Below are 14,636 nucleotides of genomic sequence, written 5' to 3' on the forward strand. Positions count from 1 at the left end.
GGCGGGGCTACAGGGCGGACTGGCGCGCGGAGACGGCCGCGGCGACGGGCGCGAACAGCGGATGCGCGGGGTCGAGGCCCGTCACCTGCTCGGTGAAGGATGCGGCGTCGCGCTCGCGCAGCAGCCGTTGCAGCTCGACCGCCTCCGGGTCCGCCGGAGCGGCGAACTCGAGCGCCGCGGCGATCGTCGCCACGAGCGCCGTGGTGGACAGGCCGCGCTCCGCGGCCTCCGCCGCCGGACCGATGAAGCGCTCGTGCCGTGAGAGCTTGCGCAGCGGCTGACGTCCCACTCGCCAGACCGTGTCCGGCAGCCGGGGGTTGCGGAAGCGGCCGATGATCGTCTCGCGGTAGCGCGCCAGCTCGTCCGGCGCGAACTCGTGCTTCGCGACGAGCGCGGCCGAGGTCTCGGCCAGAGTCGCAGAGACCGCCTCGGCGATCTCGGCGACCGCCAGGGCGTCGGAGATCCGCTCGATGCCGGCCCGCGCTCCGAAGTAGGCCGTGGCCGCGTGGCCCGTGTTGACCGTGAAGAGCTTGCGCTCGATGTAGGGGGTCAGCTCGTCGACGAAGTGCGCGCCCGGGATGCTCGGCAGCCGGTCGCCGAAGGGCGCGCGCTCGATCGCCCACTCGAAGTACGGCTCGACGACGACATCCACTCCGATGCCCTCCGGCTGGCCCGGGACGATGCGGTCGACCGCGGTGTTCGCGAACACGGCGCGGGTGGCCAGCTCGGGCCAGTCCGCGCCGGCCGACTCCGCTGCGAGCGCGCGCAGGGTGTCGGTCGCGCCGATCGCGTTCTCGCACGCCATGACCTGCAGCGGGGGGAGTGCGCTCGACCGGGCCCGCAGACCCGCAACGAGCGTGGGGGCCACGAAGCGCAGCACGTTCGGGCCGACCGCCGTGGTCAGGACGTCCGCCGTGGCGATCTCGTCGACGGCGGCCTGCGGATCGCGTCCGCTGTCGACCGCGCGGAAACCGGTCACCTCGACGTCGACGCCACCGTCGCCGATCTCGTGCACCGTGTAGGAGTCGACGGCGTTGATCGCATCGACCAGCGCGGTCGCGACGTCGGAGAACACGACCTCGTAGCCGCCCTCGTGCAGCAGCAGGCCCACGAAGCCGCGGCCGATGTTGCCGGCGCCGACCTGGACGGCCTTCATTCGTTCACCATGGACAGTTCCTGGAACAGCGCTTCGGGGGTCCGGGTCGCCTTCAGCCGCTCGACGTCGTCCTCGTCCGAGAACAGGATCGCGATCTGCGACAGGATCTCGAGGTGCTCGTCGCCGCGGCCCGCGATCCCGATGACGAACCGGACCGGGTTGCCGTCCCAGTCGACGCCGCCGTCGTAGCGGATCACCGCGAGGGCCGAGGAGAGGATCGCGTCCTTCGTCTCGTTCGTGCCGTGGGGGATCGCCAGCTCGTTGCCCATATAGGTCGAGACGGTCTCCTCCCGCTGCAGCATGGCGTCGAAGTACGCGGGCGTCACCGCGCCGGCGGCTTCGAGCATGTCGGCGGCCTCGCGGATCGCCTCGTCCCGGCTCGCCGAGCCCGGATGGATGCGTACCTGCCCGATGTTGAGAACCTCGCCCGCCATGATCCGTCCTTCCGTGTTTCTGTCTGCGCTGTGGGGGTTCCGGCCGGTCCGACCGGCCGTGTGGTCGAAGGGAGAAGGGGGAGCCGGATACCGCGGCTCCCCCTGGTCCTCACTCTGCCTTCTGCTGGGCCACCCTGTCCACGACCTCGTCATACCGCGGCGAGTTCATGAAGTTGTCGACCGAGACGTGGATGGCGTCGGGCGCCTGCTGGCGGGGCGCGATCGGTCAGCTGGTTCTGCGTGATGACCAGATCCGCGGAGTCGTCAAGGTTCGCGATCGCCTTGTTGGTGACCGTGACGCCCTCGACGCCCGCCTTCTTGATCTTGTTGCGGAGGACGCTCGCCCCCATGGCGGAGGAGCCCATGCCGGCATCGCAGGCGAACACGATGTTCGTGATCGGACGCTCGACCGTCGTGGCGGAGGCGGCACCGTCGTCCGCCTGGGTCGTCGCCCTACCACGAAGATTCTCCAGGTGGTCGCTGGACTTGCCCTTGGACGCCTCGGTCTGCGTGATCGCCGCGCCGAAGGCGTCGTCGGTGGCCGCGAGGGCGGCGAGGTCCCGCTTGCGGGAGGCTCGCAGGATAGCCGCCGCGATGAGGAACGTCACGGCGGCCGAAAGGACCACCGATAGGATGACCGCCGCATAGGCGCCGGGCGCGGTCTGCAGCAGCACCGCGAGGATGCTCCCTGGCGCCGCGGGTGCGCGCAAGGCGCCGCCGAGCAGCATGTTCGTCGTGACCCCGGTCATGCCACCGGCGATGAGGGCCACGATCAGCACGGGCTTCATCAGTGCGAACGGGAAGTACACCTCGTGGATGCCGCCGAGGAACTGGATGATCGCGGCGCCCGGCGCCGAGGCGCGCGCCGCGCCGATGCCGAAGAACGCGAACGCCAGCAGCAGGCCGAGACCAGGGCCGGGGTTCGCCTCCAAGAGGAACAAGATCGACTTGCCGGACTCCGACGCCTGCTGCGTGCCGAGCGGCGTCAGCACGCCGTGGTTGATCGCGTTGTTGAGGAAGAAGACCTTCGCGGGTTCGATGAGGATGCTCGTGAGGGGCAGGAGGTTGTTCTGAACGAGCCAGTTGACCGCCGTGCTGAGCGCCTCCATCAGGCCGTTCACGAGCCACGCGATGGGGTAGAAACCCGCGATCGCCATGATGAAGCCCCAGATGCCGGCCGAGAACATGTTCACGAGCATCTCGAACCCGGCGCGGATCCTGCCCTCCCACAGCCCGTCGAGGAGCTTCATCGTGTACGCCGACAACGGCCCCATGATCATCGCCCCGATGAACATGTGGATCTCGCCCAACTGGTTGTCGGCGGGCTGTGTGAGGTTGAACTGCGCGATCAGATAGTCGGAGCCCGCGATCGCGCCGAACGTCCCGATCGCGCCGACGACGCCGCCGCGGATGCCGTAGACCATGCTCCCGCCGGTGTAGGCGATGATGATCGGCAGCAGATAGTGGATGAAGGGGCCGACCAAGGTCGCGAGCGCCGGGTTGGGGGTCCACCCCACCTGGATGAAGAACGCCGTGAAGATGCCCCAGGCGATCAACGCCGGGATGTTCGGCATGATCATGCCGGACAGGAACGTGCCGAATCGCTGGATCCCGACGCGTGCGCGGTTGCCGCCACCCGTGGTGGCTGACGTCGTTGTCATATCCGTCTCTTTCTGTGTGGTGGTGCGTGTTACAAGGAGCTGGTGGCCGCCACCGCCCGTGCCGCCGCGCGCGCGGAGTCCGCATCCTCCGCCTCGAGAGCGGCCTGTGCGATGCGGCGCGCGTCGTCGAGACCGTGCTGCGCGAGGGAAGCGCGCACGTCCGCGAGCGCCGCGGGCGCCATGGAGAGGGAGGTCGCGCCCAAGCCGACGAGGACGACCGCGAGCAGCGGGTCGGCTGCGGCCTCGCCGCAGATGCCGACGGGCTTGCCGTGCGCCGCACCGGCCGTGCCGACCTCGCGGATCAGGCGCAGCACGGCGGGGTGCCACGGGTCCTGATAGCTCGCGACGGAGCCGAGCAGACGGTCGGCCGCCAGGGTGTACTGGGTCAGGTCGTTCGTTCCGATCGAGGCGAAGTCGGCCACGCGCATGACGTGGTCGGCCAGCAGCGCGGAGGAGGGGACCTCCACCATCACCCCGGCGGTGCGGATCCCGAACTCCCGCGCGAGCGTCGTGAAGTAGCGCGTCTCCTCCACGGTGGCCACCATGGGCGCCATGACCCACAGATCGGCGGCCTCACCCGTCGCGGCGACCGCGGCGTCCGCCTCGGCGAGCGCCGTCAGCTGCTCGCGGAGGATGTCCTCGCTCGCGCGGAGCGCGCGCAGCCCGCGCAGCCCCAGGGCCGGGTTCTCCTCGTGCGCGTCGTTGAGGAACGCGAGCGGCTTGTCCGCGCCCGCGTCGAGGGCACGGACCACGACCTTGCGGCCGCGGAAGGCCTCGAGGAGTCGCTGATACGCGTCGCGCTGCTCGGCGACCGTGGGGGCGTCGGCGGAGCTGAGGAACAGGAACTCCGTACGGAACAGGCCGACGCCCTCCGCGCCGAGCTCGATCGCCTCGGTGGCCCCTGCGGGGCTCCCCAGGTTGGCGAGCAGCGGCACAGCGGTGCCGTCCGCGAGCGCGCCGGGCGTGAGGGGAGCCGTCGCCGCGGCGGCGCGCTCCGCCGCACGTCGGTGCGCATCGGCGACCTCGGCGTCGGAGGGGTCCTGCACGACGGCGCCGGCGGCGGCATCCACCACGACCGTCTCGCCGTCGCGGAGGCCGGCCGCCTGGGCCGCGCCGACGACCGCGACGATGCCCTTCTCGCGGGCCAGGATCGCGGTGTGCGAGGTCGGGCCGCCGTCGCTCGTGACGAGTGCAAGCACCTGGTCGAGGTCGAGGAGAGCCGTGTCGGCGGGCGCCAGGTCGGTCGCGACGAGAACGAAGGGATGGCCGGGGTCGGGCACTCCCGGGGCGGGGACCCCGCGCAGTCGGGCGATCACGCGCTGCGCCACGTCGTCGAGGTCGGCGGCGCGCTCGCCGAGATAGCCGCCGACCGCGGTGAGCTGGTCGCGGAAGGTGGCGAAGGCGTCCGCGACGGCCCACTCCGCGGTCTTGCCCTGCTCCAGCCGCGTGGTGATCTCGGACTCGAGCGTCGGGTCCTCGGCCATCATGGCCTGCGCCTCGAGGACGTCCTGCGCGGCGCCGCCCGCCTGCGCTCCTCGTGCCTCCAGCTCACGGGCGACAGCGTGCACGGCCTCGCGGGCGCGGGCAGCCTCCGCCTCGGCACCGATCGTGCTCGGCTCGTCGGCGGGGGCGGGCAGGGGAGCGGCCATGCGGGCGACGGGGCCTGCGGCCACGCCCAGTCCGATTCCGACACCGTGGATCTGCGTCATGTTCTGGTGTTCCTTCGTCAGCGGAGGGTGGAGAGGAGTTCGAGAGTGCGGGAGCCGTCGCGGTCCGTGAAGACATCGGCGGGAAGGACGAGCGCGCGCACGCCCAGGCGCGCGGCAGCCGCCTCGACGTCGGCCGCATCCGGCAGATGCGGTCCGATCAGCACCGCATCTGCGCTCGTGAGCCGTGCATCGAGAGCCGTCCGCGACACCGCCGACGCATCGACGTCCATGCCCGCCGCGCTCGCCGCCGACCGCAGTCGTTGCGCGACGAAGGTGCTCGACGCCCCAGCGCCGCACACCACGAGGATCTGCACCGACCCGCCTCCTTCCTCTCCATCCTGGGAAACCGCCCACAAGGCTTCAACCAGATGTTCTTCCGCCCCCGAGGAAAGCGGGCTCCGGGGCGTGATGGAATGGGAGGGAAGCGGAGGAACCGGTGACGAGAGCGAGACAGGACCGCGTGCTGGCGCTGCTCGTCCGCGAGCACGACTGGATGACGGCGGCGGCCCTCGCGGACGCCCTGGGCGTGACACCCCGCAGCATCCGCAGCTACGTCACGGCCCTCAACGCACGCGCGGCGGGCGCGATCGAGTCGGGACCGCAGGGGTACCGGGCCGGAAGCGAGGCGCCGGCGGCGCTGCAGGAGACCTCGGATGCGGCGACCCCGCGCGACCGCCTCCACGCGATCGTCCGGGCGCTGCTGGACGTGCCCGAGGGCATCGACGTGTTCGAGACCGCGGACCGCCTCTTCGTGAGCTCCGCGACGATCGAGGCCGATCTCTCCCGGATCCGCGGTCTGCTCTCGGGCACCGAGCTGACGCTCGAGCGGTCCGCCTCGCGCGCCCGGCTCACCGGTGCCGAGATGGGCACGCGGCGACTGCTCTCCCGGCTCGTGCACGACGAGATGGATGCCGGATCCTTCGACCTCGTGGCGTTGCGGCGCACGCTCGGCGAGGGATCCGTCGCCCCCCGCGCGTTCGGCCCGTTCAAGACGGCGCTCGTGGCCGGGCTCACCGATCTCGGCTACTTCGTCAACGAGTACGGCATCGCGGACGTCATCACCCACATCGGCATCGCGGCCGACCGGGTCGCCGCCGGGCGACCCCTCGAGGAGGGCGTCGGCGTCGCCACGCCCGCCCAGCGGGCCGTCGCGCAGCTGCTGGAGCGGCTCATCGGGGAGCACATGGACGTCGTGCTCGGCGCCGGGGACCTCCTCCACCTGGCGACGCTCGTGCTCACCCGTGTCGTCGCGCCGGGCGCGGCCGCCGAGGCCCGGGCGCCCCTGGACCCCGAGGTCGAGCAGGTCGTGCGGGAGGTCGTGGCGGAGGCGGCCGCCGAGTTCCTCGTCGAGATCGCCGCCCCCGACTTCGTCCAGCGTCTGGGGCTGCACGTGCAGAACCTGCGTGCCCGGGCGCGCGAGCAGGCGTGGAGCCGCAACCCGCTGACGAAGTCGCTCAAGGCGACCTACCCGATGATCTTCGAGGTCGCCGTGTACATCGCGAGCCGATTGCACGAGCGCCTCGACATCCCGCTGCTGGATGACGAGATCGCCTACATCGCGATGCACGTCGGCGGACAGCTGGAGCGCAGCCGCCGCGCCGATCAGCTCCTGTCGGCGACGATCGTGTGCCCCGGCTACTACGAGCTGCACGAGCTCCTGCGCTCGAGCATCGACCGCTCGCTCGGCCAGGCGATCGAGGTCGTCGAGGTGACGACGCGCGTCGATCCGGACTGGGCCTCGATCGACACCGATCTCGTGCTCACCACGATCGATCCGCCCATCGCGGGGGACCGGTTCGTGCACATCCAGCCGTTCCTCACCCCCGCGGACGTCGAACGGGTGCAGGCCGTGGCGGGCCGCATCCGCCGCGGCAAGCGCCTCGCCCGGCTCCGCGCGGAGCTGGAGCGGTACTTCGATCCGGCGGCGTTCCTGCGCGGGCTGCCCGCCGACGGCGACGAGGAGAGCGTCATCCGCCGGCTGGGCGGGATGCTGGTCGCCCGCGGCGCGATCGACGAGGACTACCTCGACCGGGCGGTCGAGCGGGAGCGGCTCTCCTCGACCGCGTTCACCGACGCCCTGGCGGTCCCGCACGCGCTGGGGATGACGGCGTCCCGCACCGCGATCGCGATCGGGATCGCGGACCAGCCGCGGCCATGGGGGAGCGGACGGGTGCAGGTCGTGGCGTTCGCCGCGTTCTCGGAGGGCGATCGGGAGGCGTTCCAGACCGTCTTCGAGCAGTTCGTGGAGGTGTTCAGCGAGTGGGAGTCGGTGCAGCGGATCGTGCGTCGCGGCACCGACTTCTCCGCCTTCCTCGACGAGCTGGTCGCCGTCATCGACGGATGACGATCCCCGCTCCGCCCGCGAGGTGCGCTCAGGCCGCCGCGGGGCGGCGCTGCGTGACGCCCAGGAGCGTCTCGATGGCGTCGGCGGCCCGCACCGCCGCCCGGCCATCGCCGTAGAGCTCCACGGCGCGGGACATCGAGGCGTGCACGGCGTCGTCGTCGAGGACCGAGGCCAGTGCCGCCGAGACGTTCGCACGGTCGGTCCCCACGAGCCGCGCCGCACCGGCCGCAAGCCCTTCGCCGCGCTCGGTCCGGTCCCGGGCCACGAGCACGGGGACCCCGAGCGCCGGCGCCTCCTCCTGCACGCCGCCGGAGTCCGTCACCACGCAGTGCGCACGGGCGAGCAGCCGCCCGAACTGCGCGTAGGGGAGGGCGTCGCACAGGACGACGCGCGGAGCACCCGCCACGGCTGCGCCGACCTCGCCGCGCACGAGCGGGTTCGGATGCAGCGGGATCACGGCGACGGTGTCGGTGCGGGAGGCGATCGTGTCGGCGACGCCGCGGGTGACCTCGGCGAGCCCGCCGCCCCAGGACTCGCGCCGGTGCATCGTGACCAGGACGAGGCGCGGGTAGTGCTCGAGGGCGAGCTCGATCGCCGGGTCGTCGAACGGCTGCGGGTGCGCGCGCTGACGGTACAGGGCGTCGATCCCGGTGTTGCCGGTGACGACGACGTTCTCCGCCGGCACGCCTTCGGCCAACAGGTTGCCCGCCGCGAGATCCGTCGGGGCGAGGTGCAGCGAGGCGAGCGAGGTGATGAGCCGGCGGTTGCCCTCTTCCGGGAACGGCGAGAAGAGATCGCCCGATCGCAAGCCCGCCTCGAGGTGGATGACGAGCGCCTTGGCGTAGTGCGCCGCCACCGCGGCCAGCGCCGCGCTCGCCGTGTCGCCCTGGACGACGACGGCGTCCGGGGCGTCCCGGCTCCACCGCTCGGACAGCGCGGCGAAGATGCGCGGCGCCGTCTGGGCGAGGGTGCTGTCCGCACGGAACACGTCGAGGTCCGCGTCGGGACGGATGGCGAAGTAGTCGTTGACCTCATCCGTCATGGCCCTGTGCTGACCCGTCACCGTGACGATCGTGTCGACCCCCTCGCGCGCGATCAGCTCCGCGACCAGCGGCGCGCACTTCACGGCCTCCGGACGGGTGCCGTAGACGATCTCGATCCGTGGGCGTGTCACCGTCGGGGTCTCCTTCCCTTGTCGTGGTGTGCTCGGCGTCCCTCGCGAGCGTGCAGGTCTCGGCGCAGCGCTCCCGGGGCGAGCTGAGGCGCCGGCGCGTCCGTGGCGCGGCGCTGCGCGCGGCGCGAGCGCGGCTCGCGGAGCGAGACCCGCAGGAACAGCACGATCGCGGCGATGAAGCCCGCGATGACGAAGAGCGAGCCGATGTAGCGGTGGACCAGGTCGAATCCGTCCATCCCGAACGCGGCGTACGCCCAGGCGGCGCCGGCGAACCGGATCACGTTGCAGGTCACCGCGAGTGCCAGCGCTCCCGCGAGCCCGGCGATGATCCGCGGCTGCGCCGTCCGGGCGAGCCCGGCCACCACGGCCGCGATGAGCAGCAGCGGCAGGATGAGCACCGTGGTCGAGCACATCGTCGTGATCGACAGGCCCGTCACCTCGCCGGTCCCGATGCCGAAGTAGACGATGGGGCCGGCGGCGCTCGCGCGACCCGGGGTGATCAGCCCGATGAGCAGGCGGGCGAGCTGGGCCTCGCCGTCGCGGACGCGCTCCTGGGCGAGCGCGAGCAGTCCGGCCGTCGCGAGCAGGGACAGGGACAGGGGGAGCCGCGATACGCCGCCCACACGGGTGCGGCGTATCGGCGCACCCGCGAGGACCGTCATGTCTCCACCGCCAGCAGCCGGCCGCCCACCTCGCCGTTGCGGCGGGTCTTCGCCCAGCCCCGCCGGCCCGCCAGCATACGGGCGAACGCCCTGACCACGCAGACGTAGCTCTGGTACATGTACAGCCAGTACCCCATTCCCCACAGCGCCGCCCTGCCCAGCGAATGACGCTCCTCTCGCCGCGCGTAGACGATCGGCCAGAGCGCGAACGGCACGATCCCGGTGAGCAGCCAGAGAGGGATCACCCACGCGGACGTCTCCATCCAGGCCATCAGGCTCCCGGTGGCGATGATCCCGTTCGTCAGCACCGCGATGGCGACGGTCGGCCAGACGACGAGCCCGATCAGCTGGATGTAGGGGATCGCGAGGAAGTAGCAGGCCTCCAGCGCGCCCGCGTTGGTGAAGGTGCGGGATGTGAAGATCCGCGGCAGATAGCGCACGCACTGCAGGCCGCCCTGACACCACCTCGTGCGTTGCGTGAGCAGCCGTCGCGCCGACGGGAGCGCCTCCTGCGAGACGTGGGTGTCATGCGTGTAGACGGTGCGATACCCCGCGAGCATGATCCGCAGCCCCACCTCGTAGTCCTCGAGCAGGGCGTTCCCCCAGGGGGCGCTGCGCTCGGCGGAGGCGGCCTGCAGAGCGCTCAGCCGCGTGAACTGGCCGTTGCCGCCGAGCCCGACCGACACGGTCCGCATCCGCAGGCTCTGCATGGCCGCGATCGTGGTGCGGAACTCGATGTCCTGCATCCGCACGAGGTACCGCGCCCAGGCTCGGGCGACGCGACCGCGGCCCGGAAGGGGGTCCTCCGTGTTCGTCATCCGTACGGCGACCTGGACCGCGCCCACGTGCGGTGCGCCGAACGCCATCGGCCCGGCGGCCTGAGCCAGCGCGTTCGGCGCGAGGCTGCCGTCCGCGTCGAGGACGATCACGACCGTGCGATCGTCCTCGCGGCATGCCGTGCCCTTCTCGGCACGCCATCGCAGCAGTGCCGCGTATGCGGCGTTCAGTGCGGCGCCCTTTCCCTGCCGCGCCTCGGGCAGCCGCCGCAGGACCGCGTGGACGGAGGGATCCGCCGCGGCGATCTGCTCGACGATCCGTGCCGTGCCGTCCGTGCTGGCGTCGTCGATCACCCAGAGGTGCACACCGGGAAAGCGTGCCCGGGTGCGCGTCAGGGTGTCGTGCACGACGGCGGCCTCGTCGCGGCACGGAATGAAGGCGTGCCACTCGAAGGCGCTCGCGTCCCCTTCCTCCGCCGGACGTCGGCGGAGGAAGGGGACGACGATGAGCGTCGTGTAGCACAGGAAGAGCACGAGCAGCACGAAGGAGAAGGAGAACAGCGGGTCGAGCGCGCTCATCGCTCGACTCCTCCCGCCCCCGCGGGCTTCCGCGGCTCGACGCAGCGCCGGACGTGGAGGGAGCGCCATACCATGAGCGCCCCGACGAACGCGGCGGCGACGCCGACGGTCACGATGGTGCCCACCGGTTCCGCGATGCCCGTCACCGCCAGTCCGCCGGCGACGCCGATCGCTCCTCCCGTTCGGTACATGGAATCAGCCCCGTGCCGTGCCGACGGTCCGAGCGCGGCGCCCACGCGCGACGAGGGCGGCGAGCACGAGCCCTGCCAGGACGACGAACCCGCCGATGAGGACGGCGGACTCGGGGCCGGCGATCGGCACGGCCAGCTGTCCGGCGTTCGGTCCGACCGTCGCGCTGGCGAGGTTCACGGCGGCGAGCGAACCCGACGGGCCGAGACCCACACGGAGCGCCGTCTGCGTGAACGACCCGTCCGATCCGGTCGACTGCACGTTGACCTGCAGCTGGGCGAGCGTTGTCAGCGCGTTCCCGAGCGGCGTCACCACCGTGCTGGTCAGCCCGTTGAGCACCGGCACGATGGTCGCGTTCGCGGTGGCGACGGCAGTCTCGAGGGCGACACCGGCGGCGAGGGTCAGGACGTTCTGCTTGAGCTGCGTGGCAAAGGCGCTCGCGGCGTTCAGCACCTGCTGCACCTGCGCGGTGATCTTCTGCGCGATCGCGGTGGGCACGTAGGAGAGGAGGTCGGTTCCCGGTGGCAGGTCGTTGACGCTGGCGACGCCGGCCACGGCCGTGAGGTCATCGAGGGACAGCTCCACGGCTCCGCTGGCGAACGGGTTCGTCAGCCCGGCGCCGCTCGCGTTGGCGAGCGTGATCAGCGTGTTCAGCGCGGGGTTGATGACCCCGAGCGCGCCGGACACGATCGTCCCGTCGACGGTGAACCCGGCGTCGGAGAGCACGTACTGACCGGTCTGCGTGCCATCGGCGGCCTGCTGCGCCGATGCGGCGAGCACGCCCAGGTCCACCCGAAGACCCACGAGGTCGCTCGACGAGCCGAGTGCGAGGGAGGCGGTGTCTCCCGCGGTGGGCGATCCCACGGAGGAGCCGGTCACGCTCGTGCCCACTCCGAGCAGGCTCGGCGCCGCCGAGACCGCGCCCGAGAACGCGGAGGAGCTCCCGTCGTCGCGGGCCTGGGCGTACTGACCGACCGCGCCCAGGCGGATGATCCCGTTGTCGCCGAAGAGGGCGGTGGATCCCGCGCTCAGCCCGATGAGGCCGGCGATCGCGGAGGCGTCCAGGGGCTGATCGACCGTGACATCGCCGCTGGCGTCCGGGTTGACCGCGACGGCGCCGCGCAGCGCGACGAGCGTGTCGAGCACGTTGGAGCTGAGCAGCGACGTCTCCACGAGGCGGCCCGTGCCCTGGGACACCACGGTCGCGGCGGAGGCGGACGCCGCCGGCACGATGAGGGCGGCCACGATCGCGGTGGCCGCGGCCGTCGAGGCAAGAGGGTGAGAGCGAGGGCGACTGATCTGTTTGGGCACGGGAGCACCTGATTCCTGTCGGAGTGGATGCCCTGGCGTCGACCATGCGGCACCGGGGCGCGGGTTTGGGGGGAACCATAGGAGCGGCGACGCGAGCACGGCATCCGTACGCGTTACGGATGTTTCCCGCAAAGAGGGTTACGTAGCGGGTGAAGAACACTGATCTCTCTCCGTAATCGGGATCCACCCACCCGGACTGTGTTAGAGAAATGGATGCAGCTTGTTCGGAGCGACCACGATGCTTCACGGGCGAGGGGGGTTTGGGATGTTTGCTTCTCCGATAGTCGGGCGCGGAGAAGAGGTCTCTCGAGCGCGCGGCGCGCTTGCGCTCGGACGCGACGTGGTGGTGGTCAGCGCGCGCGGAATCGGGCGTTCGCGCCTTCTCGACGCCGTGTTCTCTTCGCTCGCCGACCCCGCGCTCCTGCTGCGGCCGGACATGCTCCGAGGGTTCTCCCTGAAGGGGAACGGCGCGTTCCCCGTAGGTCCCCTCGAAGCCACGGACCCCGTCGCCTCGATCATCCGCGACGACACGCGGGTGCGTGTCCTCGCCATCGACGACGCCGATGGCGTGCCGCCGTCGACGCTCCAGGAGTCGATCGAGGCCGCCCGTTACGCCGGCCTGACGGTCATCGCGACGGCGCCTTCTCCGCTGGTGCCGGAGTCGGTGTTCGGTCCGTGGCGATGCGTCCTTCCCTCAGTGCTCGACGGTGCGGCACCGACTCTGATCTCGCTGGAGCCCCTCGGGCTCGCCGCGACCACGGCGATGGCGGCGAGCGTGCGATCGAGGCAGAACGACGGCACGGGGCCGGGCGATGACGCATGGTCTCTCGCGCTGCACCGACTGAGCGGAGGAAGCCCCGCACTCATCCACGAGCTGGTCGGCATCGCCGAGCTCAACACCGACGTGGATGCACTGATGCCGCTCGATCTGCGCCTGGACGCCCTCTCGCCGCGGCTCATCGAGATCTCGCACGCCATGCTCGCGCCGCTGACGGCCGCGCAGCGCTGCGTCGTCGCGGTCCTCGGCGAGCTGGGGCCCGTGCCGGCGTCGTACCTGCACCAGCTGATCGGAGCCGAAGACGTGGCGCGGATCAAAGCGTGCGGGCTCCTCTCGCCCTCGACCGACCCCGGGGTGGTGCACACGAGCGAGGTCGTGGCCCACGTCGCCCGTGCCAACGCGGACGAGGAAGCGCTCGGTCTCACGCGGGCGATCGTCGCCGAACGCCTCATCGCCGTCCGTGCGCAGGGCGCGCGGCTCAGTCCGGTCCTGACGGCGTTCTGCGCGCGCCGCGCGCGCCGCCTGGACATCGAGTCCTTCCGCTCCGCGATCCCGGACGCCATGCTGACGCTGGCGCGGTCCTCACAGCCGGCCGAGGCGATCCGAGTCGCGCAGGCACTCACCACGGAGGAGCGGGACGTGCGGGCCGTCACCGCCCTGGTGATGGCTCACCACGCGATCGGCCGGCCCGAGAAGGCGGAGGAGGCCTTCCGCGACATGCCCTCGCCACGCGATCGGGCCGAGGCCGATCTCGTGATCGAGGCCTCGATGACGCACCTCCTCTCGTTGGAGTCCGGCGGGGATCGCGCACGTGCCCATCTGACGGAGATCTCCGAACGGTTCGCGGACGACGCATCGCTGCAGGAACGCATCGACGGGGGCTTCCGGGTCTTCTCACGGATCGGCGGCCAGCCCGGTGTGCTCTCGCCGCCGGAGCAGGACGGCGTGTCCGAGGAGACACGCGCGTTGCGCGACGCGGCGGATGCGCTCATCGCCGCGTTGAGCGGACAGGGGACGGCGGCTCTGCGCCTGCTCGAGCCGCGTGCGTCGACCCATGGCCTGGAGATCGAGCCGGAGACCGACATCTTCCTCCGCCACGCGTTCGTGCACGTGCTGCTGGGACACCAGACATCCCAGGTGCGCCGGGCGACCCGGCGCCGTCTGCTGGCGGCCAGGTGGGAGGACCGCCAGGACGTGCTGCGGGATCTCGCTCTGCTGTACGCGACCCTGCACGCCATGGACGGGTCGGGGCGGGGCGTCTTCGCTACCCTGGGCCTCCTGGACGTCGTGCCGCACGAGACCACGCGCATCTGGTTCGACGTGCTGCGTGCGGGCGCCTATGCGCAGACGGGCGATCTGCTGCACTGCTCCTCTCTCCTCTCGCAGCTCGACCGTGTCCCTGCGCCCTGGGCGCGCGGACTGTTCGGTGTCACGCGGGCGCTCGTGCGGGCTGTGTTCAACGAACGTGACGGCCGCCCGAAGGACGCGGTCGACGCCGTCACCTCGGTCCTCCCGGACGCGGAGTCGCACGCACCCTTCCTGCTTCCCACGCTCTTGCGCGTGGCGTGGCAGGCCGGCATGCCGACTCCGGAGGTGCTCGCCCGCGCCTCGGGCTACGAGTCGCGCCTGGACCTCACGAGTCTGACGAAGCTCATGGCCGATCTGCGCTCGGCCTTGGACGGGAAGGCCCCGCTGGCGCTCGCGAGCCTCACCCGGCGGGAGCGCGAGATCGTGTTGATGGTGATGTCGGGGATGTCGAACGCGGCGATCGCGGGGCGGCTGCATCTGTCGATCCGCACGGTCGAGTCCCACCTCCACCATGCAAGGACGCGCCTGGGCATGGAACGCAGCCAGCGCTTCTGA

11 protein-coding genes and 1 pseudogene are annotated in these 14,636 nt (G+C 71.6%); 2 read left to right on the forward strand and 10 right to left on the reverse strand.

Features of this window, described 5'->3' with window-relative positions; genetic code table 11:
* Positions 1 to 7: 7 nt before the first annotated feature.
* From QE381_RS17630 to QE381_RS17650, 5 genes and pseudogenes are all read right to left on the reverse strand, one after another.
* The gene (locus QE381_RS17630; protein WP_307220289.1) at positions 8 to 1,156 is read right to left on the reverse strand and encodes a mannitol-1-phosphate 5-dehydrogenase; all 1,149 of its coding nucleotides are present in this window, start codon (positions 1,154 to 1,156) and stop codon (positions 8 to 10) included.
* Complete coding sequence (locus tag QE381_RS17635; protein WP_307220290.1) at positions 1,153 to 1,590, reverse strand: PTS sugar transporter subunit IIA; 438 nt, start codon at positions 1,588 to 1,590, stop codon at positions 1,153 to 1,155. Before QE381_RS17635 ends, QE381_RS17630 begins: the two co-directional genes overlap by 4 nt.
* A 109-nt stretch (positions 1,591 to 1,699) precedes the next feature.
* Positions 1,700 to 3,251, reverse strand: a pseudogene (locus QE381_RS17640) (PTS mannitol transporter subunit IICB).
* Between the two features lie 29 nt (positions 3,252 to 3,280).
* Positions 3,281 to 4,960 carry a phosphoenolpyruvate--protein phosphotransferase gene (ptsP, locus tag QE381_RS17645; RefSeq protein ID WP_307220292.1) on the reverse strand — a complete coding sequence of 560 codons (1,680 nt, stop codon included), beginning with the start codon at positions 4,958 to 4,960 and terminating at the stop codon, positions 3,281 to 3,283.
* A 17-nt stretch (positions 4,961 to 4,977) separates the two neighbouring features.
* Positions 4,978 to 5,274, reverse strand: coding sequence for a PTS sugar transporter subunit IIB (locus QE381_RS17650; protein WP_307220294.1), 297 nt, complete (start codon positions 5,272 to 5,274; stop codon positions 4,978 to 4,980).
* A 122-nt stretch (positions 5,275 to 5,396) separates the two neighbouring features.
* Here QE381_RS17650 and QE381_RS17655 point away from each other — a divergent pair, with 122 nt between their 5' ends.
* Entirely contained in the window at positions 5,397 to 7,304 is a 1,908-nt protein-coding gene (locus tag QE381_RS17655) for a transcription antiterminator (protein WP_307220296.1), read from the forward strand.
* Between the two features lie 28 nt (positions 7,305 to 7,332).
* Here QE381_RS17655 and wecB read toward each other — a convergent pair whose 3' ends face one another.
* From wecB to QE381_RS17680, 5 genes are read right to left on the reverse strand one after another with little or no spacing between them, the layout of a single operon-like run.
* Positions 7,333 to 8,478 carry a non-hydrolyzing UDP-N-acetylglucosamine 2-epimerase gene (wecB, locus tag QE381_RS17660; RefSeq protein ID WP_307220298.1) on the reverse strand — a complete coding sequence of 382 codons (1,146 nt, stop codon included), beginning with the start codon at positions 8,476 to 8,478 and terminating at the stop codon, positions 7,333 to 7,335.
* Complete coding sequence (gene xrtS / locus QE381_RS17665) at positions 8,475 to 9,140, reverse strand: exosortase S (protein WP_307220300.1); 666 nt, start codon at positions 9,138 to 9,140, stop codon at positions 8,475 to 8,477. Before xrtS ends, wecB begins: the two co-directional genes overlap by 4 nt.
* Positions 9,137 to 10,495 (reverse strand): glycosyltransferase family 2 protein, encoded by a 1,359-nt coding sequence (locus tag QE381_RS17670; protein ID WP_307220302.1) that lies wholly within the window; start codon positions 10,493 to 10,495, stop codon positions 9,137 to 9,139. The genes xrtS and QE381_RS17670 overlap by 4 nt, the downstream gene beginning before the upstream one ends.
* A complete protein-coding gene (locus QE381_RS17675; RefSeq protein WP_307220303.1) occupies positions 10,492 to 10,686 on the reverse strand; it encodes a hypothetical protein in 195 nt (64 codons plus the stop codon). Before QE381_RS17675 ends, QE381_RS17670 begins: the two co-directional genes overlap by 4 nt.
* Before the next feature lie 4 nt (positions 10,687 to 10,690).
* Positions 10,691 to 11,929, reverse strand: a complete 1,239-nt coding sequence (locus QE381_RS17680; protein WP_307220305.1) for a choice-of-anchor G family protein — start codon at positions 11,927 to 11,929, stop codon at positions 10,691 to 10,693.
* Positions 11,930 to 12,335: 406 nt separating this feature from the next.
* Here QE381_RS17680 and QE381_RS17685 point away from each other — a divergent pair, with 406 nt between their 5' ends.
* Positions 12,336 to 14,636, forward strand: coding sequence for a helix-turn-helix transcriptional regulator (locus QE381_RS17685; protein WP_307220307.1), 2,301 nt, complete (start codon positions 12,336 to 12,338; stop codon positions 14,634 to 14,636).

Source organism: Microbacterium sp. SORGH_AS_0888 (assembly GCF_030818905.1).
Classification (GTDB): domain Bacteria; phylum Actinomycetota; class Actinomycetes; order Actinomycetales; family Microbacteriaceae; genus Microbacterium.